Below are 23980 nucleotides of genomic sequence, written 5' to 3' on the forward strand. Positions count from 1 at the left end.
ATTCGTAGTCAATTCTTTTTAACTTGTTTATTAACTTAATTCGTTCGTTACTACTTGGATAAATTTATCTCGATATTGTGATTCTAAAATAGTAACCCCTTTTTCTTTGGAAAGTTGTAGTACCTTTTGAATCTTTGCTTCATCTTTCTCCTTAAAGGCTTTTTCAACATACTGTAAATCTTGTAAGATATGATGTATAAATGTATCCCCTTCTCTTTTAATATCTATAGCAATAAAGTCAAAAGATAAAAATGTTTTAGTAGGGATAATAATTTTATCAAACAAATAGTTTAGAGCTTTAAACGGGACATAAGGGATACCTTTCTTATACTCATATTTCTCAATAATAGGCAAAACTTCATCAATAAACCTTTGTATTTTTTCTATATCGTAAAGTTTTGTATCTTCTAAATCATGCTTCTCAATAATCTGTTGTAATTTATCATATTGATTTTGTTCTAACAGTTGCTTCATATAAAGAAGCTCTTCTTTGAATTTGAATCGTACTTTTTTACTTAATTGTCGATGATCAATAACAGCGTATTCGATTAGCTCCCAGTCTATCTCTGGACCAAAATGTGGTCCTAAAAAATACTTAAGTTCTTCAAAATCGCTCACTTCAGTAACTCCCTTTAATAATTTCTTTTATACTAGCATTTATTTATATCTTTTTATTTCATTTGTTAAAACGTATGCCCTGTCTATAAGTTGATCTTCGTTTCGACTGGACGCCCACGGGAAAGCGCCTAGCGGAACGGAAATCAACCATACGTTATGGTATTTTCCTTTATCCTTACTTTATTTCCAATAATTATTTATTTTACATAAAAAATCATTTTATAGAAACATATATTTTCATTTCATTTTTTAATAAAATGAACCTTTTGCAATCCCCGTTTGTATAGTCAGTGAACATATAAAAAGGGAGGGTTTATTTTGGAGCTTATTGTGAACGATATTGTGAAAAAATATAATGGTGTGAACGTTTTGGATGGTGTGTCGACCACATTTAAAATGGGCTATTGTTATTTATTATTAGGTCAGAATGGAGCAGGTAAATCTACATTATCAAAATGTATAGCTGGAGATGTAAAACCTGATGGAGGTACCATTGTATTCAATGAGACGTCTCAACATGTACAAGAGCAAGTTGCGCTGCAGTACCAATTTTTTAAGAGTTATCAGCATCTTAAAATTCGTGAAGTGGTAGCTCTTTTTACTACATTGACGAACAATAAGGCTGAGTAGTTTTAATGAAATGGAAACTATTTCGTGGTAATATATGGATGTGTAGCTGTGGTGGTTCACATACAAGTCAGCGAAGATGGTGTAGTAATCCTTTTTATGGGGGTAATCTACAAATCAATGTGACAGTAAGTATCGGTTTTGCGGTAGATGGTCAATTTTAGGTATTTCAACGTTTTACGAATTAATAAATAAGACAGATAAAGCACTTTATGTTGTTGCAAAAGAAAGTGGTGTATTAAATGAAAGAAATTATACAAAATAAATTAAAAGAAATTGAAAAAGAGTATCAAATAAAAATTTTATATGCAGTAGAATCGGGTAGCAGAGCTTGGGGATTTCCTTCCAAGGATAGCGATTATGATGTGCGTTTCATTTATATTCATCAACCACAGTGGTATCTTGCTATTGACCCACAAGGAATTGGGGCTAAGAGAGATGTTATTGAAATGCCTATTAATGATTTGTTGGATATTAGCGGCTGGGAAATAACAAAAGCATTAAGACTTTTTCGCAAAAGTAATCCACCCCTTTTAGAATGGTTACGAAGCAATATTGTTTATGATCAGCAATATTCATTTATTGACAATGTACGATTATTAGAAAAAGAAGTATTTTATCCAAATGCAAGCTTATATCACTATTTAAACATGGCTAAAAATAACTTTCGAGAATATCTGCAAAATTCAGAAGTTAAAATAAAAAAATATTTCTATGTACTAAGACCGGTTATGGCATGTAAATGGATTGAAAAAAACCAAACGGTACCACCAATTGATTTTCAAGAATTATTAAATGAAATAATTCTTGAAGGCTCTTTAAAAACGGACATTCAGCAATTGTTAAAGAGAAAAATAGCTGGAGAAGAGCTAAATATGGAGCCGCGAATTGAAAGTATTAATGAGTATTTAGATAAAGAAATAAAGCATATTGAGACATACTGTAAAAATCTTCATGTTAAAGTTGATGATCCTACACAAAAATTAGATGCATTATTTAGAAGTACATTGCAAGAAGTGTGGGGAAAAGCGGAATAATTTTTACTTGCAAGGTCATACTAAAAAAGGTTTCACTTATGAAATCTATATTGATGAGGAGGATGGCAAATGAGTAGGTTTGAACAATTAGACCCGAAATCTCAAAAAATCCACCGCAACTGGTCAAGGATTAAGCGTTCAAAATCTCAAGTAAACGGGGAAACGGAGATCACCCTCCATAACCGTATCTTGAGAAGTGAAGCAAAAGCTCGACAGTTTTAATCATGCTAGAAAAGTAAGTGTCATCAAGCCCAGAAAATATTCTGGGTTTTTCTATTTTTCCTGAATCGTGAAAATGACCAATTATTATTTTATCTTCGATTATTTGTAATTTATCCGATATATTAATAAAGGGGGAGACATTTTTATTACGAAGATAACGTCCTATACTAATCCGGTAAATTTTCTTCAATCTACGAATGTTCAAACTAAGGGTGAAAATTCTCAAACAGTAAAAAAGAACAAGACGCTGTAACAATCGGAGCGGAAGCACGTAAGTTATTCGATAATCAAATTCAATTGCAAGGTGTTCCAGAAGAGATAGCTCAAAAAATCGCTTCAATCTTCAAGGATGGTTGGAAATTAAATTTTTGTTGAAAGTAGGAGCAACAGGCTATTCGTGAGGAACAGCAGGCGCGATTTGGCGAGGAGATTGAACATAATGTTCTTGCTGTAATTATTCCGTATATTCAAACAAATGAAAAGCTTGTTAGTAGTTTAAATGGAGCGAGTCAGCAAGTACTTGATGCTACATACTCTACGATTTCTCAAAACTTTTTAGTACACGATGTTGGCAATATGACTGAAGAACAACGTCAAGCTATGATTTCACTTGGTTTAGAAAAAGCACAATATATTGCAGATAACTATTTAACAGGGCAACAGGCAAAAGATTATATGGATGCCATGACAACGATGGCAAAGTAGTTTATGCGATCGAAAAGGGCCCTTTAGTACATGGACCTGATGATTATATTCATATCGATGATCTTGTGAAAGAAGCCTTCCCTGAAAAATGTCAGAGCTTTAAAGATAAAATATTAGCAGCTACTGAAAAACAGGATCAAGACGCACTTCTTGAAGCATTCAAAGACAATAACCAACTAGTTAAATCCATTTATACAAATCAATCACATCTAGTACAAAAGAAAATAGAGAATTATAATGACTGGCAAGAAACAATCAAAAATACAGTGAAAAATCATAAGGAGTAACTACTACTTCTACTTAAAAAACTTTTCGCTAGACAAATCCATAATTTCCGTTATCGAAAAAAATTCTTAATACACATAAAAGGGAAGTAATAAACACGGAGGAGGAATACAAGATGTCATTAGTTGTAGAATATGAGTGTGAAGCATGTGGACAGCATGTTGCTTTTGATTCTGATGAAGATTGTGAACCATATGATGAAGGTTTATGTGAAATTTGTTATGATAACGAATTTGTAGTGTATTGTGTATTGCATTTTGAAGGTGAATTAGATTATGAAATGTTTGTAAATATTAAAGATGACTCTAGTATTCGGTCATATATTAGAGAATATGGTGAGTATGAAAAAGGTACAAGAGTGACGATAGAACCCCTCGAATACAATTCAGACATTCAAGAAGAAATTAATTTCTATACATCAGAAGGACGTAATCAATTTATTATATAAGCAAACAAGGGGTTAAAGTCTTTAAAAGATAGGGATTGTCGAAGAAGGAAGCAATTATGCCGAGGCATAATTGCTTATATAGGATAATAGTAAAAATTTGAAAGGGAAATATGCTGACATGAAAAAATATAATTTCACACAAGAATTGGCCCATCAAATTAATAATTATCAATCGATAGACGCCTTTTATACGAAGATCATGAAAACAGTAGAACCTACGAATATTGGCTTTATGTATATAGAGGCAGGTGGTGTTGTTGGAATGCACGAGGCGCCCGTCCCACAGTTATTTATTGTTATTCAGGGCGAAGGATGGATTTGTGGTCAGGATAAAGAGAAGTAATCATTAAGACCGGGGACGGTGTTCTTTGGCAAACTGGAGAGGCACATGAATCTGGGAGTAATACAGGGTTAACAGCATTAGTCATCCAATCCGAGCAAATCAATCTTGCATAGATTACATATTTGAACCTCAAACGCTGATAAAAGTACCGGAATCGCTGATAAACCCTCGAACTTCGCTGATAAAAGAGCCAGAATCGCTGATAAAGCCTCGAACATCGCTGATAAACCCTCGAACATCGCTGATAAAAGAGCCGGAATCGCTGATAAAGCATCAAACATCGCTGATAAAAATATCAGAAGCTCTAGAATGAAGTGAGAGTAAGCTCAAGCCAGCTTTTTTGGCAATTTCTTGTACAAAAATGATGTCATTCTTTTGCATATGCCGTATAATTGATATCAATACTTTTTCACCATCAATTCCAATTTTTCTATTTATTGTAATATTATATCACGCGAAGGGAGATGACTTCATGCAAGTTGTTGAAAAGGCATTTGGCTATATTACGAGGGAGCATGAGGGTCAGTTACAAGTGCTAGTATTTGAACAAAATACAGAAGGAGCAGGGATTCAAATTCCTAAAGGCACGGTAGAAGAAGGGGAAACACCGCAAGAGGCTGTGACCCGAGAGATGTTTGAAGAGACAGGTTTATTCGATTTAACAGTTAAGGGGTTAATTGCCCAAGATTATTTTAATCATCATTCAGGGGTTCTGCAAAAACGTTATTTTTATCATTTAACTACGAAGGAAAAACGAGATACATGGCAGCATTGTCCTACAGGTGTAAACGAGTCAGGTTTTGTGTTTTCGTTGTACTGGATCTCAGATGAGCATGAAGTGACACTAGCACAAGGACATGGAGATTATTTGTATCGAGTATTGGCTCGTGTGAAAAATTGATTATTATCTTTTTAAACTGCATTTAATTGAACAAAACCGCGTCTCTGATTATAAGAGACGCGGTTGTTGTCAATTTTTCTAAGCTTTTGCGGCAACTTCTAATGCTTGAGCGAAATCGGCGATCAGATCGTCAACATGCTCTAGTCCTACTGAGAAACGTAATAGGCCATCCGTAATACCACGTTTTGCACGCTCCTCAGGCTCCATTGCTGCATGACTCATTTTAGCAGGGTAGGATAAGATCGATTCAACGCCACCAAGAGAAACAGCGAAAACTGGAATTTTCATCGCTTTTACTAGTGCTTTTGCAGCTTCATAGCTTGGTAGGCGGAAGGATAGTACTGCACCTGCACTCGTGGACTGACTATGATGAATCTCATAACCAGGATGTGATGCAAGCCCCGGGTAGTATACTTGCTCGACAAGGGAATTTGCAGCTAAAAACTCCGCAATCTTTTGTGCCGATTCAGCAGAACGACTAAAACGCACATCTGTTGTTTTCATATTTTGTAATAAAGTAAAGCAGTCCTGTACACCTAATATATTGCCGAATGAATTTTGGATAAAGTAAAGATCCTGACCAATCTTTTCGTCAGCAGTTACTGTCAATCCCGCGATAATATCAGAGTGACCAGATAAAAACTTTGTAGCACTATGAATAACAACATCAACACCTAGCTCAAGTGGACGTTGGTGTAAAGGTGTCATAAACGTATTGTCTAAAAACGTTAAGCAATTATGCTGCTTGGCAAGTGCTACTACTCCGCGAATATCTGTGATGCCAAGTGTTGGGTTCGACGGTGTTTCCATATAGAGTAGCTTTGTAGCTGGTGTAATGGCTGCCTCTACTGCCGCTAAATCAGTGAAATCAACGAAAGTATGGGAAATACCGAAGCGTGGTAAAACCTTGGAGACGAAGCGGTATGTTCCACCATAAACATCCTCCGTAATGACCATATGGTCCCCCTGAGATAATAGCATTAATGCTGCAGATACAGCGGCAATCCCAGAAGAAAATGCATGGGCTCGTACTCCGCCTTCAAGCTCAGCTACTGCTTTTTCTAATGCATCCCGCGTAGGGTTACCAGAACGTGCATAATCATATTCGCCGAATTCATCGATACTCTCTTGATGGAAAGTAGATGATAAATACATAGGCACATTGACTGCACCTTTTTTATTTTCATAGCCATCACGGACACCTGCGTGAATTAGGCTTGTCTCAATATGCTGCTTCATTTTTAACCTCTTTTCTAAGGATATCGAATACTTGTTTTAAATCCGCAATTAAATCTTCAGCCTCTTCAACGCCAACTGAAAAGCGTAGTAATCGGTCACAAACACCACGTTCAATACGCTCATCATAAGGCATGTCTGCATGTGTTTGAGTAGCAGGATACGTAATAAAGCTTTCAACACCACCAAGGCTTTCAGCAAAAGTAATTAGCTGCAAGTTTCGAAGGAAAGGGTCAATCCACTCAGCCTTTTCCAAGCGGAATGAAAGCATGCCACCTTTTCCTGTATAGAGCACGTCTGTTACAAGCTCTTCTTCCTCTAAATATGCAGAAATTGCCTTGGCGTTCGCATCGTGCTGTTTTAATCGAAGATGCATCGTTTTTAAGCCGCGAATAAGTAACCAGGAATCCATCGCACCTAAAACCATACCGCTACCATTATGAATAAAGCCAATGCGTTCGGCTAAGTCAGCACCCTTTGCGACAACTAAACCAGCTAACACATCATTATGCCCGCCTATATATTTAGTAGCCGAATGAATGACAATGTCTGCACCTAATTCGATTGGACGTTGGAAATATGGTGTATAAAACGTATTGTCGACAATTAACCATGCCCCATGCTTGTGAGCTAATTCTGCATATACTTGCAAATCAAATTCCTGCATAAGCGGATTTGTTGGTGTTTCAATGAATAGTGCACGCGTATTGTCGTTGATTAATGCTTCTACCTGTTCAACCGATTCAAATTTTGAGTAGACAGGCTTAATAGTATATGTTTCTTCAAAGAAATTAAAAAGTCGATATGTGCCACCATATAAATCATCAGGCACGACTAATTCATCACCAGGTTTAAACAATGATAGAACTAGTTGAATAGCGGCCATCCCAGAGCTACAGGCAAAGCCCGCATCTCCGCCCTCTAAATCGGCAATCCCTGCTTCTAATAGAGCACGAGTTGGATTTTTTGTACGTGTATAATCAAAACCAGTGGATTCACCGATACCTGTATGTTTGTAAGCTGTCGATAAATGGATTGGTGGGCTAACAGCACCTGTTATCGGATCACTTAAATTTCCAAGCTGTACAAGTTTTGTTTCAATACTTCTGCTGTTTGTCATGTCGTCACTCTTTTCTTCATCATAATAGAGGGGGAGTCTATTAGACCTTCTTTTCCCCATATTCTCAATAATTGTTATCAATTTAACATGTAAATTAAAGAAGAACAAGATGATTTCAGAAAATTGGTGATATTATTTAGAGGAAATCACCTAGGAATAGTAGGATATGTTAAAAGGAGGAGAATTGAAGGACGTTTTTTATGGTTATAAAGTAAAGTCATCAGGTTGCTATTTTTGAACCATGAAATTTCGATCTTAAAGGGAATAAATCTATTAAACAAAAAGAATCTGCTTATTTCCTCGGTGTATCCAAGGGAAATTAGACAGATTCTCATTTACATATAATTTAAGCTTGTTCTTTTTTTAATAAATCTCGAATTTCTTTTAGAAGCTCTTCTTTAGTATCCAATTCTGGTGCTGGTTCTTCCACAACAGCCTCTTCTTTTTTACGAGTTAGCTTTGTCATAAGTCTTAATGCCATAAATATTGCAAATGCAATTATTAAAAAGTCAATAATCGACTGTAAAAATTCGCCTAATTTAACTTTCGCATCTCCTGAGCCAAACACAAAGCTCTCTGTTAAATCAATACCACCAGTTAAGACACCGACTAATGGCATTATGATATTTGAAACTAAGGAAGTAACAATTTTACCGAAAGCACCACCAATTACTACTGCAACTGCTAGATCGACAATATTGCCTTTCATAGCAAATTCTTTAAAGTCTTTCCACAAAACAAATTCCTCCTATTTTAATCCATATAAAATAATCGAATTCTATTTTACTATATTTTTCCCTTTCTTTTCAACTATTAAAGTAGTGGTAATTATATACTGAAAAATCTGCTATATAATCGAAAATTTTGGTAATATAGAAATAGAATAAAATGATTAGGTGTGACATATGACGAAAAAAAAGAAGAAAAAACCGATACTATCGCCTTCCGCTCAATTAGGCATGATAGCATTATTAATTCCAATAGCGATAACTGTTTGTGTTTTCGCTTTTTTTGCATGGAAGGAGCTACAAACATTACCTATATTTGAAAAATTAGCAAAGCAAAAAGAACTAGAAGAAATTCAACAAAATTTCGATATGAACATTCCTGAGCAATATATTCCTATCTATGTAGCAGCGGAAGAGAAATATGGTGTGCCTTGGACGTTGCTTGCCGCCCATCATCGAATTGAAACACGCTTTTCTTCAATGAAATCGCTCGTTTCATCAGCTGGGGCTGAAGGCCCGATGCAATTTATGCCTTGTACATTTGTCGGCTGGCAACATCCTTCCTGCTCGGGATTAGGAAAGGGGGATATATCGAAGGTAGAATTAATGAATTTAGAAGCCATAAAAAAATATGGTGGGTATGGCGTAGATGCTAATGGAGACGGCATTGCTGATCCTTATGATATTGAGGACGCTATATTTAGTGCCGCGAATTATTTATCGAAAAATGGTGCAGCAGATGGTCATATTAAGCAAGCTGTTTATAAGTACAATCACAGTGATGAATATGTGGAAAAGGTGTTACATTATTTCAATGTGTATAATGACTATCATGATGAATTAAAGGAAGCAGTCGTTTATAAAGAAAAGTAAAATACCATATTGTAATTTGGCAAAACGGTTGATTTCCGTTCCGACAGGGCGCTTTGTTGTTGACGCTTCGTTTTCGCACAGATAAAACATTTGTCGCTGACGCTTCGCTTTCGCACAGATAAAACATTTGTCGCTGACGCTTCGCTTTCGCACAGATAAAACATTTGTCGCTGACGCTTCGTTTTCGCACAGATAAAACATTTGTCGCTGACGCTTCGCTTTCGCACAGATAAAACATTTGTCGTATCGAAACCAAAGCATAAGTATGTTTACGTTCCATTTCAGGACTCGACACTCATAAGAAAGCGAGGTAATGATTCTCATCATTTCCTTGACTTTGGTTTTTCAAAAACAAATAAAGAGCCATCAAAAATGATGGCTCTTTATTACATATTTAGGTTGCTTTACGCATACTCTTTAAAATAATGCTTACAATGAAAATCAGCACTACAGCACCGATTAATGCTGGAAATACGTAAAAATTACTAACTCTCCAACCCCAGTTGCCAAGAACCATACTACCAATCCAAGAACCGACAACCCCTGCAACAATATTTCCGATGATGCCGCCGGGTATATCTTTACCTAAAATAACGCCAGCTAACCAACCTAATACTCCGCCGATGATTAAATACCAAATGAAGCTAATCATTCTTTTTCATCTCCTTAAAATTAAGATATAATGGCGATTGCTTAGTTATGCCCTGAATGGAGCATATTAAACGCGACTAGCTTCTTTAGTAATTATTACAAATTCACGCTAAGTTTTTTATGACGTAACAACTGTTGCGCCTAATGTATGTTCAAAATGACGTAAAGCCCATTCATGACCTGCAGCATCAAAACTAGCAACACTATCTGCATAAACAATCGTTGAAATGCCCAAATTATAAGCATCAACTGCTGTATGTAAAATACAAATATCAGTACAAACGCCAACTAAATGAATTTCGTTGATCCCTCGTTCATTCATTAAAATCGATAAATTGGTTCCGGCAAATGCACTATAGCGAGTTTTATCGAGCCACATCACTTCTTGTGAAGGTAATAAATTTCACCAACTTGCCCGTATAAATAGCCTCCTTAGTGCCACGAATATTATGAGGAGGAAATAGCTTTGTTTCAGGATGGGATGGATCATCTTCCTCATGTAGATCATTCGCAAAAACGACAAATTCTTTTTCAGCAATAAATTTTTGAACTAAGGCTGAGATTTTTTTATCTTCATTCAGCAGAGTCTTCCATTTCTATAGGTGTGAGTTGAATGCAGTTACTGTTGTGGATATCCAAATATCAATTGAATGAAGATAAGCCTCCGGCGGATGTCACGGATTTTGAAAAGAATGAATTGTACGTACACAATTCAAAATCCGGATACAATTACGCCAAGGCGAAATTGATCTAATGTTTGACCGGGCTCTCCACAAGTTAGTTTTCCATCAGAAGCGACAAAATCATACGTATAATCAATTACTAATAAAGCCTTTTTCAACCTTTTCACTCTCTCAATAGGTATAATTTCACTTTTTCATGCCATATTTGGGCCTGTTTGTCAGAAAAATGATTCGATTTTAATGTTACGAATAGTTTGAAAATTGATTTTTCTGAGCGTATAATGTGAAAAAAAGGAGAGTGGTCTATATGAATATGACAGCTATGAAACGTTTAAATCGCCAAGGATTACTTATTGCAGGCTTACATCTGCTAGTGTTACTAAATTTAGCAGCGGATTTCATATTTTCCTCGTAATCTCTTAAAATAATAGAAAGGTGAGTTTAATGCTTGTCCATTATTAAAAACAACCGTGAAGGCAAATTTGATTACATGTCCACGGTTGTTTTTTATTGTCTAAATATAATTTCTTTAACTTCTTTCAGCAGTTTTTTTGGTAGCGAAAGCGAAGCGTCAGCTACAGGTGTTTTGGACGCCCGCTGAAAGAAGTTAAAGCCTCTGGCCGATTCCGGACGCAATTATGCCGAGGCATAATTAATAATGAATTTTAATAATGAATATTAAAGACACAAACAAAGGAATGATAGCATGACCACTAGATTTGATCGAGCGTTTCATGAACTAGAACGTCCATTTGCTTGGTTAGACTTTGATGCATTGGATCACAATATTTTAACCGTACACGACGCTTGTGAAGAGAAAAATATACGTATCGCGACGAAATCAGTTCGTTCTGTGGAGATATTACGATATTTACAAAAAAATCTACCTAATGTGACGGGAATTATGACGTTTACAGCGGCAGAAACAATTTTTTTACTGCAACAGCACTTTGATGATTTACTGCTAGGATATCCGGTGATGGAAGAAGCTGCTGTTCGTCAGTTATTACATTTCGTGAAGGCGGGGAAAACTGTCACTTTTATGGTGGATAAGCGGGAACATGTCAGATTTTTGGCGGAGCTTGGGCGAGAGCTAGGTGTTCGTGTGCAGGTATGTATTGATATTAATGTATCCAATGATTTTAAGGTGCTTTATTTTGGTACAAAACGCTCTTCGCTTCATTCACTTGAGTCACTAACCCCATTCCTCGAATATATTAAAAATCAAGCATTTATTGAGGTAGTTGGAGCAATGGGCTACGAGGCTCAAATTGCAGGAGTCGGTAATCGACCAGCCAATGCTGTTAAAGGAAAACTTATTGAAGTAATGCAATTGCAAGCTAAAAAGCAAGTTACCCAGTTTCGTAGATTAGCCATTGCGCATATAAAAGCATATTTTCCAAGCTTGCACTTTGTAAATGGTGGAGGTTCAGGAAGTATGGCATACACGGCACAACAGAAGGAAGTAACAGAAATTACGGTTGGTTCTGCATTTTATGCACCAGCTTTGTTTGATCAATTTACGCATTTACAGCTGGAAAAGGCGGCTGGATTTGCTTTAAGTGTAACAAGAAAGCCAGAAAAAAATATTGTAGTTTGTCACGGAGGAGGCTATACGGCGTCTGGGGCAATTAGTGCCGATCGATTACCAGTATTCTATGAGTCAACCTTCTTTTCATATCTTAGCCTAGAAGGAGTAGGAGAAGTTCAGACACCGGTTAAAGTAAAGCATAAAAAAGTTAACGTAGGAGACACGTTATATTTTCGACATGCGAAAGCTGGTGAACTGTGTGAAAGATTTCAAAAACTGCATGGAATTAAAGGGGACAAGTATATAGGAGCATATACAACCTATAGGGGGGATGGACAATGTTTTCTATAGATAAGTGGAAAAATGGTGAGAAGTGGACAAACTGGGCTGGAAATGTCATCTCTTATCCGTCTGAGATGTACTTACCTCGATCTATTGAAGAGGTTACAAATATCGTGAAGCATGCACGTGAGTCAGGAAAAACGATTCGTGTCACAGGTGCGGCGCACTCTTTTAGCGCTGTGGCAATGCCTGAGCATATAGCACTTTCTTTACATAATATGCGTGGGCTCATAGCTGTGAATGAGGAGAAGCAAGAGGCGACGCTTTGGGCTGGAACGTATTTATATGAAATAGGACCATTGCTTGAGAAGTATGGATTTGCCCTTATAAATATGGGGGATATTCAAGAGCAAACGATTGCAGGAGCAGTGTCAACAGGTACCCATGGAACAGGTGTAACACTCGGTTCGTTATCCTCAACTGTAACAAGATGGGGTTTTGTAGATGGTACAGGTACTTATAGGGAGCATATGAGAGGAATGGATGATTTATCTGAAGCTCTACATGTTTCACTAGGTATGCTAGGTGTGCTTGTGAAAGTAACGATTAAGGTGATACCTCTATACAGCTTACATTATGTGAGCACAAGAGCTACTTTAGAAAATGGGTTGGCGATTTTTGCTGAAGATATTCGACAGAATCGACATGTTGAGTGGTTTTATTTTCCAGGCAGCGAAACCATTCAAGTGAAGCGGATGAACGCTATAGCGCCTATTTATCAGAGTAATTGGAGTAAGAGAATCGAAACATTGAAACTTCAAATAGTAGAGAACGGTGCTTTTTTTGCTATGTCCGAGCTTTGTAAATGGAAGCCTTCGTTAAGTGGTGCAATGAGTAAATTAGCAGCAGCTAATGTTGTGGAAGGGGAGAAAATGGGGATAAGCTATGAAATTTACCCGTCTCCACGTAGCGTCAAGTTTCAAGAAAGTGAATACGCTATCCCATTAACGCAATTTGAGGCATGTATAGAGGAAATCCACGCAACCTTTAAAAGTGGGATTTTTAATGTACATTTTCCGTTAGAATGTCGAACTACAGCGGGGGAAGCAGGTTTTTTAAGTCCTACCCAAGGACAAGAATCAGCGTTTATTGCCTTTCACATGTATAAAGGAATGCAGGAAGAGCCTTATTTTGAATGGATCCATACGATGATGATGAAATATAAAGGACGACCACATTGGGGCAAACTAAGTCATTTAACTGCTAATTATGTACAAGAGCTATACCCAGATATCAAAAAGTTTTTTGCCATTCGAAATCAATATGATCCCGATAATGTATTTTTAACAGGGTACTTAAGAAAATTATTTACATTGTAAGGAAATAGCTATGCACATATTTTTGGAGGATTTGGAAAAACTGTTGAGAGATTATTTAAAAAATTAAAATTTGAACGAAATGTCAAAATATTCTCCGAAGCGAGATAAAAGTGATACTTAATCAGCATGAAAACGATTTCAAATTTTGTATATTATTTAAATTGTTCAAACAATTCTAAAAATACTGTTGACTAGACCTTTTTTTCGTACTATGATTACAACAATTTAACACGTTCGTTCCAGCAGTTAGTCGTCTTCTAGGCGATTGACATATACGTAAAAACGGAATAGACAGAACATTTCGTATATAGCAACGAACATAGCAATAAATGAGGGGCGTTTAAAATGAGAAGTGACATGATTAAAGTAGGCGTAGATCGTGCGCCACATCGAAGTCTTTTATATGCGACAGGCAAAGTAAAAGCGAAAGATTTAGGCAAGCCATTTATTGGGGTTTGTAATTCTTATATCGACATTATACCAGGTCACGTTCATTTACGTACATTTGCTGATGTTGTCAAAGAGGCCATTATTGAAGCGGGTGGTATTCCATTCGAATTTAATACAATTGGTGTAGATGATGGTATTGCAATGGGGCACATTGGAATGCGTTACTCTTTACCGAGCCGTGAAATTATCGCAGACTCAGCTGAAACTGTTATTAATGCACACTGGTTCGATGGAGTATTCTATATTCCTAACTGTGACAAAATCACTCCGGGAATGTTAATGGCAGCAGTTCGTACTAATGTACCGTCAATTTTCGTATCTGGTGGTCCAATGGAGGCAGGTACTTCTGCTACTGGCAAGCAACTTTCATTAACATCAGTTTTTGAAGGTGTAGGGGCTCATAAATCAGGCAAAATGTCAGCTGAAGAGCTGTTAGATATCGAAAGCAATGCATGTCCAACATGTGGTTCATGTTCAGGAATGTTTACTGCAAACTCTATGAACTGCTTAATGGAAATGCTAGGAGTAGCATTACCAGGTAATGGAACAATCGTAGCTACTTCTGAAGAGCGTCATAAGCTTATTAAAGAAGCTGCTAAACAATTAGTCCGTATGATTAAAGAGGACATCAAACCTCGTGACATTATTACTAAAGAAGCAATTGATGATGCATTTGCACTTGATATGGCGATGGGTGGTTCGACAAATACAGTCCTCCATACATTAGCAATCGCCAATGAAGCTGAAATCGATTATAACATTGAAGATATTAATAAAGTTGCAGAGCGTGTGCCATATTTAGCGAAAATTATGCCTGCTTCAGATATTTCAATGGATGATATTAATAAAGCAGGTGGCGTAAGTGCCATTATTAATGAATTAGCATCTATTCCAGGTGCCATTCACCCAGATCGACCGACAGTTGCAGGAGTAACAATGGGTGAGCTTGTAAAAGATTATCATATTACAAATGATGAAGTTATTCGTACAAAAGATAATCCGTATAGCCCAGTTGGTGGCTTATCCGTGTTATTTGGAAATATTGCGCCAGAAGGTTCTGTTATTAAAGTAGGAGCTGTAGACCCTTCTATCAAAGTATTCAGAGGCGAAGCAATCGTCTTCGAATCACAAGAAGCGGCACAGGAAAATATCGATAACGGGACAGTTAAAGAGGGCCATGTAGTCGTCATTCGCTACGAAGGACCAAAAGGTGGCCCAGGGATGCCTGAAATGCTTGCACCAACGTCAGCGATTCAAGGTCGTGGACTTGGTACAAAGGTTGCGTTAATCACAGATGGACGTTTCTCAGGTGCATCTCGTGGTATTTCAATCGGACATATTTCACCTGAGGCAGCAGAAGGCGGTCCAATCGCTTTAGTAGAGAACGGTGACATAATCACAATTGATCTACCAAATCGTACGATCAATTTAGAAGTTTCAGATGAAGTATTAGCTGAACGTCGTGCAAAGCTACCGGTATTTGAACCGAAAATTAAGCGTGGTTGGCTAGCAAGATATTCAAAACTAGTAACAAACGCCTCTACAGGTGGCGTTATGAAAATTTAAAAAGTTAAAGCGTTGATGAGGTTAAAGGTTCTAGAGCCTTGTATCTACCAGAGAGCCGGTCGTGCTGGAAGCCGGCGATACAACTAGATCCGACATCCCCTCGGAGCGAGCTATTAAAAGCGTGTTCGCCATTAGATAGCTCCGGGCATAATCGAAAGTGCTCGTTATTAATGAATAAATAATTTATGACACCGTATTGGATGCGAATGATCTCGCATTGGTTCATAAATGCTTATATTTATTCACGAGGTAGCAATTATTTGCTATAAAAAAGGGTGGTACCATGGAAAGTCTTTTTCATCCCTACGTAAGGTAATTCTTTGCGTGTGGAGAAAAAGGCTTTTTATTTTTTTAGGACGTTACAAAGAGTCTGTCATCTCTTTTCAAGGAGAGAACCAGCTAGTAATACTTCACTGATGCGCATTGCTGATGTGAAATTGAATGATAAAAAGGAGGCATATTTGATGAGTACGAATGTTTCTATCAATGAAAAAGAAGAAATAGCAACAGCAGCAAAAGCTGAACAAACCTATCAAGCGAAAGATGGTGCTGACGTATTAGTGCAAGCACTGCATGAACAAGGTGTTGAAATTGTTTTTGGTTACCCAGGTGGAGCGGTACTACCAATCTATGATGCCATGTATAAAAATCCGATTCGTCATATTTTAACTAGACATGAACAAGGTGCAATCCATGCAGCGGAAGGCTATGCACGTGTTTCCAATAAACCTGGTGTTGTTATTGCAACAAGCGGTCCGGGGGCAACAAACTTAGTAACTGGTATTGCTGATGCGATGATTGATTCCATCCCATTGGTTGTATTCACAGGTCAAGTTTCAACATCCGTGATTGGTACAGATGCTTTCCAAGAAGCGGACATTATGGGAATTACGACACCAATTACGAAGCACAATTATCAGGTGCAGGATGTTAATGATATCCCGCGTATTGTTAAAGAGGCTTTCCATATTGCAAGCACTGGTCGAAAGGGCCCTGTTGTAGTGGATTTCCCGAAAAACGTTTCTCAAATGCTATTTGATGTGGAGAACCCACCACAGGCTCCTGATGAAATATATTTACCAGGTTATCAGCCAACATACAAACCGAATTATTTACAAATTCAAAAGGCCATTCAGGCGATTTCACTGGCCAAAAATCCAATCATTTTAGCTGGAGCTGGTGTCCTCTTTGCAGATGCTAAAGAAGAGTTAACAACATTCGCTGAAAAATACAAAATTCCAGTAGCAAATACTTTACTAGGACTTGGTTCAATTCATGGAGAGCATGAATTATTCATCGGTATGGCAGGAATGCATGGAACTGTAACAGCGAACACAGCTATTACAAAATCAGATTTATTGTTGAATATCGGAGCTCGCTTTGATGACCGTTTAACAGGTAATTTAGCAACATTTGCTCCAAATGCAACAATCGTACACATCGATATTGATCCAGCGGAAATTGGAAAAAACGTTCCGACAGATATTCCAATCGTTGCAGATGCCAAAGAAGCATTAAAAGCATTCTTGAAAAAAGACTTCGATGGTCCAGATACAACAGACTGGCTAGCATTCTTAAATAATCATGCTAAGGAATACCCATTATGGTACAGCAAGGAGCCAGAGGACAAAGAAATTTTACCGCAGGAAGCATTAGAGCTTGTGCATAAAATTACTGAAGGTGACGCAATTGTCACGACAGATGTTGGTCAGCATCAAATGTGGGCTGCGCAATATTATCGATTAAACAATGATCATGGATGGGTAACGTCTGGTGGACTTGGTACGATGGGCTTCGGCTTTCCGGCTGCAATTGGCGCCCAGTTTGCGAAGCCAGACAAAAAAGTTGTTTCCATTGTAGGGGATGCAGGATTCCAAATGACTGCCCAAGAGCTCTCTATTCTACAAGAATTCAACTTACCGGTAAAAGTGGTGATTTTAAATAACAGCTGTCTAGGAATGGTACGCCAATGGCAAGAAACATTCTATGAGGAACGTTATTCATCTTCATTAATGCCGGTTCAACCAGATTTTGTTAAATTAGCGGATGCATATGATCTGAAGGGCTACCGAATTAACACAATCGATGAAGCGGAAAGTATTTTCCGAGAGGCACTACTTTCTGATGAGCCAGTGTTAATTGATTGTCGTGTTAAACAGCTTCAAAGTGTTTACCCAATGGTAGCACCAGGCAAAGGCTTACATGAAATGATTGGGGTGAAAAAGGATTGAAACGAGTAATTACAGTAACAGTGATTAACCAAAGCGGTGTGTTAAACCGTATAACAGGCTTACTTATGAAGCGTCAATTTAATATTGAATCAATCACAGTTGGTCATACTGAACAGCCAAACTTTTCGAAAATGACTTTTGTTGTAAACGTAGAGGATGAGCGTAAAATTGAACAGCTAGTGAAGCAATTATCAAAGCAAATTGATGTGTTAAAGGTCAATGACATTACAGATAAATCAATCGTGCTACGTGAGTTAGCACTTGTAAAGGTAATTTCACCACCAAATTTACGACTGGAAATGAATTCAATTGTTGAACCATTCCGTCCACAAATTATTGATACAGCGAAAAACGTTGTCACATATCAAGTAGTAGGAGATCCAGAAAAGATTGATGCCTTTATTGAACTAATTCGACCTTATGGTATTAAAGAATTAACGCGTACAGGGGCTACAGCATCTGTTCGTGAAACACAAAAAATCTCAAATACGCAGCTCTCTATTTTAAAATAGTTTGCATATAAAATTGAAAGCTTTGGATATATGACCCTTAGTCGGTTTATTTGCATCCGAAGTTAAAAAAATAAACCCAAATTTAGGAGGAAACAAACTATGGCTACAATGTACTATGATCAAAACATCAACGAGGAAGTATTAAAAGGGAAAAAAATCGCAATCATCGGTTATGGCTCACAAGGTCACGCACATGCATTAAACCTTAAAGAATCAGGATTCGATGTAGTAGTAGGAGTTCGTCCAGGCGGATCTTTCGATGCAGCAAAAGCGGATGGATTAGATGTAAAAACTGTTGCTGAAGCAGCACAAGAAGCAGATGTGATCCAAATTTTACTTCCTGATGAGCGTCAAAAAGCTGTATATGAAGCTGAAATCGCTCCACATCTTGAAGCAGGTAAAGCACTTATGTTTGCACACGGCTTCAACATTCACTTCGGTCAAATTACACCACCAGCAGATGTGGACGTATTCCTAGTTGCGCCGAAAGGTCCAGGACATTTAGTTCGTCGTCAGTTCCAAGAAGGTGCTGGTGTACCAGGCTTATTCGCAATTCACCAAGATGCAACTGGTCAAGCAAAAGATATAGCTCTTGCTTACGGTAAAGGAATCGGTGCAGCTCGTGGCGGTTTACTTGAAACAACATTCAAAGAAGAAACTGAAACTGATTTATTCGGTGAGCAAGCTGTACTTTGTGGTGGTGCAACACAATTAGTAAGAGCAGGTTTCGAAACTTTAGTAGAAGCAGGCTACCAACCAGAATTAGCATACTTTGAAACACTTCACGAACTAAAATTAATTGTTGACCTAATGTTTGAAGGTGGTATGGCAACAATGCGTTACTCAGTATCAGATACAGCAGAGTGGGGTGACTATGTTGCAGGACCACGCATTATCGATGACTCAGTAAAAGCTCGTATGAAAGATGTATTAACGGATATCCAAGATGGTACATTCGCACGTCGTTGGATTCAAGAAAACGAAAACGGTCGTCCAGAATATACAAAATTCAAAGAAGCTGGTGCAAACCACCAAATCGAAGAAGTTGGTGCTAAATTACGTGCTATGATGCCATTCATCAACGAAGGTAAAGAAAAAGTTGTGAGAGAAGTGGCTACAAGTGCGAAAAATTGATATTTTCGACACAACACTTCGCGACGGCGAACAATCTGCTGGTATTAACTTAAACACAGCAGAAAAAATTGAAATCGCCAAGCAACTGGAGCGCCTAGGAGTGACAATTATTGAAGCGGGTTTTCCTGCTTCGTCACCTGGCGACTTTGATGCGGTCAATCGCATTGCAGGCACAGTGAAAAACTCCATCGTAACAGGCTTAGCTCGCTGTGTACAAAAAGATATCGACACAACGTGGGAAGCGATTAAAGTGGCCGAGCAGCCACACATTCATATTTTCCTAGCAACTTCTCCCATTCATATGGAATACAAGCTGAAAAAATCACCCGATCAAGTGGTAGAACAAGCGGTGGAAGCTGTAAAATATGCGAAAAAATTCTTTTCGCTTGTACAATGGTCTGCAGAAGATGCATTCCGCTCAGATCGTGACTTTTTAGTACGTATTATGAATGAAGTTGTTGCGGCAGGTGCGACAACCATAAATGTACCTGACACAGTAGGATATGCATCACCACAAGAATATGGTGCATTATTTAAATTCCTACTTGAAAACGTAAAAGGTGCTGACAAGGTAAAATTCTCTGCACATTGCCATGATGATTTAGGTATGGCAACCGCTAACACGATTGCAGCCATTGAAAATGGTGCCTCACAAGTAGAGGGTACGATTAACGGTATCGGGGAGCGCGCTGGAAATGTTGCGCTTGAAGAAATCGCAGTTGCCCTTCATATCCGTAAAGATATATACCATGTAGAAACAGGTATTCATTTACAAGAAATTAAGCGTACATCTCAATTGGTTAGTAAGCTCACGAATGTGGTTATTCAGCCGAATAAAGCGATTGTTGGTAAAAACGCATTTGCACACGAATCAGGTATTCACCAAGATGGTGTATTAAAAAATCCTGAAACGTATGAAATTATTTCACCTGCCCTTATTGGTGAAGGGGAGGTACCACTCGTTCTAGGTAAACACTCAGGCCGAGCAGCATTCCGTGACCGAGCAGAAACAATGGGCTTCAACCTTTCGGATGAAAAACTAAATAAAGCATTCACTGAATTTTAAAAATTGGCTGACCGTAAAAAAGAAATTACGGAAGAAGATTTACTAACGCTTCTTACAGAACAGCAAGTTCAAATAGAAGATGTTCCACTCTTCGAATTAAAGATGGTACAGGTGCAATATGGCACAGAAAATATTCCTACAGCAACAGCGATTGTTTTAACACCAGAAGGTTTGGAAAAGACAGTTGTGGCAACGGGTTCAGGATCAGTGGAAGCTATTTTCAATACGCTTGAGCAACTTGTTCAAGGAGATATTCATGTGATTGATTATCGAGTTAAGTCCGTCGGTAAGGGACGAGATGCATTAGGAGAAGCTGTAATTAATATTCGATATGATGGTATTTCAACAACCGGGCGAAACTCATCACAGGATGTTTTAGAGGCATCGGCAAAAGCTTATTTAAATGCTATCAACCGTCATTTAATTCAAGCAAGCCTTCGTACACAGACTGTAAGTTAATCAAACATCTAGCTTTTTGTGAATGTCGCGCAGTTTTTAATGGTAGTGAATTGAGTCAGCATCATTCACATCCCAAACGCAATTAGGCCATTACGTGTAGTCGTAATATTAATGATCTCACCTATTCATATAGGTGAGCGTCTAACTAAAATAGCGTAGTTCAACGCTATACAAAGAAAGGTGTTTTGACGATGGAGAAAAAAATTACAGTACTTCCTGGTGACGGAATAGGGCCAGAGGTTGTTGCTTCTGCTGTACGTGTATTACAGGTGATTGGTAAGCGATTCAACCATACATTCCATTTAGGTTATGCAACAATCGGAGGCGCTGCCATCGACCAACACAATAATCCACTACCAGATGAAACAATTGAGATGTGTGAAAATAGTGACGCAGTTTTACTAGGAGCCGTTGGTGGTCCGAAATGGGATAATAATCCACCTGAATTACGTCCAGAAAAAGGATTATTACGCATTCGCAAACACTTTGACTTATTCGCAAACCTACGTCCAGTAAAGGCGTTCCCGAGTTTACTAGATGCTTCACCATTAAAGCGTGAAGTAGCCGAAAACGTCGATTTAATGATTGTACGTGAATTAACAGGCGGCGTATACTTCGGGGAACCACGTATGCGTACTGAGAATGGCGCGATTGATACAACGGTTTACTCAACTGCAGAAGTTGAGCGTATCGTTGAAAATGCCTTTGAATTAGCACGTTTACGTGGAGGCAAATTATGTTCTGTTGATAAAGCCAATGTACTTGAAACAAGTCGTTTATGGCGTGAAGTTGTAGAAGCGAAGAAAAAAGAGTATCCAGATGTGTATGTAGAGCACAATTTAGTAGACTCAGTTGCTATGAAATTAATTACTAACCCTAGTCATTATGATGTGGTAGTTACTGAAAATATGTTTGGAGATATTTTAAGTGATGAAGCATCTGTTATTACAGGCTCTTTAGGCGTACTTCCATCTGCATCTATTCGCGGAGATAATTTCGGTCTATATGAACCAGTACATGGCTCAGCACCAGAAATTGCAGGCCAAGGTGTAGCAAATCCAGCCGCAACAATTCTTTCAGTTGCCATGATGCTACAATATTCATTTGGCTTAAAAGAAGAGGCTGCTGAAATCGAACGTGCTGTAAGTGCAGTATTTGATGATGGCTATTTCACAGCAGATCTTGCACGTGATGGCAGTCGTATACTATCGACGAATGAATGGACTGATAAAGTCATTAACGAGATTGATACAAGCTTTGTTTCAGAAAGCATTATGACAACATACATTTAAGAAATAGGTGAAGATAATGGGCAAAAATATAATTGAAAAGATTTGGGATAAACATTTAGTTTATCAGGAAGAGGGCAAACCGGACCTGTTATATATTGATCTCCATTTAATTCATGAAGTAACTTCTCCGCAAGCCTTTGAAGGTCTAAGAATGAATGGACGTCAAGTGCGTCGTCCAGATTTAAGCTTTGCGACAATGGATCATAACGTCCCTACAAAAAATTTACCAACGATCCATGATCCGATTGCACGCAACCAAATTGAAACGTTAGCTAAAAATGCTGAAGAATTTGGCGTTGAGCTTGCAGGAATGGGGCATCCAGACCAAGGGATTGTGCACGTAATTGGACCTGAACTAGGTTTAACGCAGCCTGGTAAAACGATTGTCTGTGGTGACTCCCATACGTCTACCCATGGTGCGTTCGGAGCGATTGCCTTCGGTATTGGTACATCTGAGGTAGAACATGTATTGTCTACACAAACTCTGTGGCAAAATAAGCCGAAAACAATGGAAATTCGTGTAGAAGGTGAGCTTCCTGTGGGTGTAGCTGCAAAAGATATTATTTTAGCGATTATTTCGAAATTCGGTATTAGCGTTGGCACAGGACATATTGTGGAATTCACTGGAGAGGCTATCCACAAGCTTTCAATGGAAGAACGGATGACAATTTGTAACATGTCAATAGAAGCGGGTGCAAAGGCAGGGCTAATTTCTCCTGACCAGACGACCGTTGACTATATACGTGGACGAAAACATGCACCACAAGGAGAAAAGTTAGAGGAAGCAGCAGATTATTGGTTAAGCTTAGCATCTGATGAAGATGCAACATACGATACAGTTCGAATTATTCGAGCAGAAGAAATCGAGCCAATCATCACTTGGGGAACGAATCCGTCAATGGGTTCAGGTGTTTCAAGTAATGTTCCAACGCAGGCAGATTATGAGGATGAGTCAGATAAAGCTGCTCTTCGTAAAGCACTTGCCTACATGGACTTAGAAGAAGGTCAACCATTAACTTCCATCGATATCCAACACGTATTTATCGGTTCCTGCACAAACTCACGCATCAGTGATTTACGTGCAGCTGCAGAAGTAATAAAAGGTCGTAAGGTACATGAAAATGTAACAGCGATCGTTGTACCAGGCTCATATTCGACGAAACAACTAGCAGAAGCAGAAGGATTAGATAAAATCTTTACAGATGCTGGCTTTGAATGGCGTGAGACGGGTTGCTCAATGTGTCTGGCAATGAATGATGATGTAGTACCAGCAGGTGAACGCTGTGCATCAACATCAAACCGTAACTTTGAAGGACGCCAAGGAGCTGGTTCTCGTACACACCTAGTTTCACCGCCAATGGCAGCAGCGGCAGCAATTGCTGGTCACTTTGTGGATGTTCGTGAATTCGTAAAGGAAACTGTGTAATTTTTATCTTCATTCAGAAAATTAAGACTGAATGAATATAAAGCCTCTGGCAGATGTCACGGATTTTGAAAGGAGCCAAAATAAGGATGTTAGCCTAAAAACTTCGCATCCTGCGAAAACAGCTAACTGACCTGCAAAGGTAAAAACGCCACGTCCTGTGGCATTACCGAAATGA

General features: G+C 38.3%; 24 protein-coding genes and 2 pseudogenes. 19 read left to right on the forward strand and 7 right to left on the reverse strand.

Features of this window, described 5'->3' with window-relative positions; genetic code table 11:
• Window positions 1–30: 30 nt before the first annotated feature.
• Window positions 31–618: a hypothetical protein gene (locus tag AMS59_RS11365; RefSeq protein ID WP_053483863.1), complete on the reverse strand. Its 588-nt coding sequence runs from the start codon at window positions 616–618 to the stop codon at window positions 31–33.
• A 318-nt stretch (window positions 619–936) separates the two neighbouring features.
• Between AMS59_RS11365 and AMS59_RS11370 the strand changes: the two genes are divergently transcribed.
• From AMS59_RS11370 to AMS59_RS11395, 9 genes are all read left to right on the forward strand, one after another.
• Window positions 937–1248, forward strand: coding sequence for an ATP-binding cassette domain-containing protein (locus AMS59_RS11370; protein ID WP_053483864.1), 312 nt, complete (start codon window positions 937–939; stop codon window positions 1246–1248).
• 5 nt (window positions 1249–1253) lie between these two features.
• A complete protein-coding gene (locus tag AMS59_RS25145) occupies window positions 1254–1409 on the forward strand; it encodes a hypothetical protein (protein WP_156304626.1) in 156 nt (51 codons plus the stop codon).
• A 78-nt stretch (window positions 1410–1487) separates the two neighbouring features.
• Window positions 1488–2282 carry a nucleotidyltransferase domain-containing protein gene (locus AMS59_RS11375; protein ID WP_053483865.1) on the forward strand — a complete coding sequence of 265 codons (795 nt, stop codon included), beginning with the start codon at window positions 1488–1490 and terminating at the stop codon, window positions 2280–2282.
• A gap of 69 nt (window positions 2283–2351) precedes the next feature.
• Window positions 2352–2504: a YpzG family protein gene (locus AMS59_RS24195; protein ID WP_082172689.1), complete on the forward strand. Its 153-nt coding sequence runs from the start codon at window positions 2352–2354 to the stop codon at window positions 2502–2504.
• A gap of 576 nt (window positions 2505–3080) precedes the next feature.
• On the forward strand, window positions 3081–3209 hold the full coding sequence (locus tag AMS59_RS26670) for a hypothetical protein (protein ID WP_255350009.1): 129 nt from the start codon (window positions 3081–3083) through the stop codon (window positions 3207–3209).
• A gap of 65 nt (window positions 3210–3274) precedes the next feature.
• The gene (locus tag AMS59_RS11380) at window positions 3275–3496 is read left to right on the forward strand and encodes a hypothetical protein (protein ID WP_053483866.1); all 222 of its coding nucleotides are present in this window, start codon (window positions 3275–3277) and stop codon (window positions 3494–3496) included.
• A 113-nt stretch (window positions 3497–3609) separates the two neighbouring features.
• Entirely contained in the window at window positions 3610–3942 is a 333-nt protein-coding gene (locus tag AMS59_RS11385) for a hypothetical protein (RefSeq protein ID WP_053483867.1), read from the forward strand.
• Between the two features lie 118 nt (window positions 3943–4060).
• Window positions 4061–4285 (forward strand): hypothetical protein, encoded by a 225-nt coding sequence (locus tag AMS59_RS11390; RefSeq protein ID WP_234007744.1) that lies wholly within the window; start codon window positions 4061–4063, stop codon window positions 4283–4285.
• Between the two features lie 472 nt (window positions 4286–4757).
• Window positions 4758–5186 (forward strand): NUDIX domain-containing protein, encoded by a 429-nt coding sequence (locus AMS59_RS11395; RefSeq protein WP_053483868.1) that lies wholly within the window; start codon window positions 4758–4760, stop codon window positions 5184–5186.
• A 78-nt stretch (window positions 5187–5264) separates the two neighbouring features.
• Here the strand turns inward: AMS59_RS11395 and AMS59_RS11400 are convergent, their stop codons facing one another.
• The 3 genes from AMS59_RS11400 to mscL form a co-directional block, all read right to left on the reverse strand.
• Window positions 5265–6425, reverse strand: coding sequence for an aminotransferase class I/II-fold pyridoxal phosphate-dependent enzyme (locus AMS59_RS11400; protein ID WP_053483869.1), 1161 nt, complete (start codon window positions 6423–6425; stop codon window positions 5265–5267).
• A complete protein-coding gene (locus AMS59_RS11405; RefSeq protein ID WP_053483870.1) occupies window positions 6409–7542 on the reverse strand; it encodes a methionine biosynthesis PLP-dependent protein in 1134 nt (377 codons plus the stop codon). Before AMS59_RS11405 ends, AMS59_RS11400 begins: the two co-directional genes overlap by 17 nt.
• A 346-nt stretch (window positions 7543–7888) precedes the next feature.
• Window positions 7889–8278, reverse strand: a complete 390-nt coding sequence (gene mscL / locus AMS59_RS11410; RefSeq protein WP_053483871.1) for a large conductance mechanosensitive channel protein MscL — start codon at window positions 8276–8278, stop codon at window positions 7889–7891.
• A 169-nt stretch (window positions 8279–8447) separates the two neighbouring features.
• On the opposite strand from mscL, the gene AMS59_RS11415 reads away from it, so the two are divergent.
• Entirely contained in the window at window positions 8448–9143 is a 696-nt protein-coding gene (locus AMS59_RS11415) for a lytic transglycosylase domain-containing protein (RefSeq protein WP_053483872.1), read from the forward strand.
• A 394-nt stretch (window positions 9144–9537) separates the two neighbouring features.
• On the opposite strand, the gene AMS59_RS11420 is transcribed toward AMS59_RS11415, so the two are convergent.
• The 3 genes and pseudogenes from AMS59_RS11420 to AMS59_RS25155 all read right to left on the reverse strand — a co-directional run bounded on the left by AMS59_RS11420 (window position 9538) and on the right by AMS59_RS25155 (window position 10635).
• The gene (locus AMS59_RS11420) at window positions 9538–9795 is read right to left on the reverse strand and encodes a GlsB/YeaQ/YmgE family stress response membrane protein (protein WP_053483873.1); all 258 of its coding nucleotides are present in this window, start codon (window positions 9793–9795) and stop codon (window positions 9538–9540) included.
• A gap of 117 nt (window positions 9796–9912) precedes the next feature.
• A pseudogene (locus AMS59_RS24200) lies at window positions 9913–10378 on the reverse strand (cysteine hydrolase family protein).
• 128 nt (window positions 10379–10506) lie between these two features.
• Complete coding sequence (locus AMS59_RS25155; RefSeq protein ID WP_369814321.1) at window positions 10507–10635, reverse strand: hypothetical protein; 129 nt, start codon at window positions 10633–10635, stop codon at window positions 10507–10509.
• A 548-nt stretch (window positions 10636–11183) separates the two neighbouring features.
• Between AMS59_RS25155 and AMS59_RS11430 the strand changes: the two genes are divergently transcribed.
• The 9 genes and pseudogenes from AMS59_RS11430 (at window position 11184) to leuC (ending at window position 23805) form a co-directional block, all read left to right on the forward strand.
• Complete coding sequence (locus tag AMS59_RS11430) at window positions 11184–12359, forward strand: amino acid deaminase/aldolase (protein WP_053483875.1); 1176 nt, start codon at window positions 11184–11186, stop codon at window positions 12357–12359.
• Window positions 12347–13669, forward strand: a complete 1323-nt coding sequence (locus tag AMS59_RS11435) for a D-arabinono-1,4-lactone oxidase (protein WP_053483876.1) — start codon at window positions 12347–12349, stop codon at window positions 13667–13669. The genes AMS59_RS11430 and AMS59_RS11435 overlap by 13 nt, the downstream gene beginning before the upstream one ends.
• Before the next feature lie 345 nt (window positions 13670–14014).
• Window positions 14015–15685: a dihydroxy-acid dehydratase gene (gene ilvD, locus AMS59_RS11440; protein WP_053483877.1), complete on the forward strand. Its 1671-nt coding sequence runs from the start codon at window positions 14015–14017 to the stop codon at window positions 15683–15685.
• Between the two features lie 464 nt (window positions 15686–16149).
• The gene (ilvB, locus tag AMS59_RS11445; protein WP_053483878.1) at window positions 16150–17916 is read left to right on the forward strand and encodes a biosynthetic-type acetolactate synthase large subunit; all 1767 of its coding nucleotides are present in this window, start codon (window positions 16150–16152) and stop codon (window positions 17914–17916) included.
• A complete protein-coding gene (gene ilvN, locus AMS59_RS11450) occupies window positions 17913–18428 on the forward strand; it encodes an acetolactate synthase small subunit (RefSeq protein WP_053483879.1) in 516 nt (171 codons plus the stop codon). Before ilvB ends, ilvN begins: the two co-directional genes overlap by 4 nt.
• Before the next feature lie 99 nt (window positions 18429–18527).
• Window positions 18528–19562: a ketol-acid reductoisomerase gene (gene ilvC, locus AMS59_RS11455; RefSeq protein ID WP_053483880.1), complete on the forward strand. Its 1035-nt coding sequence runs from the start codon at window positions 18528–18530 to the stop codon at window positions 19560–19562.
• Window positions 19549–21087 (forward strand): annotated as a pseudogene (locus tag AMS59_RS11460) (2-isopropylmalate synthase). The gene ilvC and the pseudogene AMS59_RS11460 overlap by 14 nt, the downstream one beginning before the upstream one ends.
• A 191-nt stretch (window positions 21088–21278) precedes the next feature.
• A complete protein-coding gene (gene leuB / locus AMS59_RS11465; RefSeq protein ID WP_053483881.1) occupies window positions 21279–22379 on the forward strand; it encodes a 3-isopropylmalate dehydrogenase in 1101 nt (366 codons plus the stop codon).
• A 16-nt stretch (window positions 22380–22395) separates the two neighbouring features.
• Window positions 22396–23805 (forward strand): 3-isopropylmalate dehydratase large subunit, encoded by a 1410-nt coding sequence (leuC, locus tag AMS59_RS11470; protein WP_053483882.1) that lies wholly within the window; start codon window positions 22396–22398, stop codon window positions 23803–23805.
• Window positions 23806–23980: the final 175 nt, after the last annotated feature.

It is taken from the genome of Lysinibacillus sp. FJAT-14745, from assembly GCF_001275675.1.
Taxonomy (GTDB): domain Bacteria; phylum Bacillota; class Bacilli; order Bacillales_A; family Planococcaceae; genus Lysinibacillus.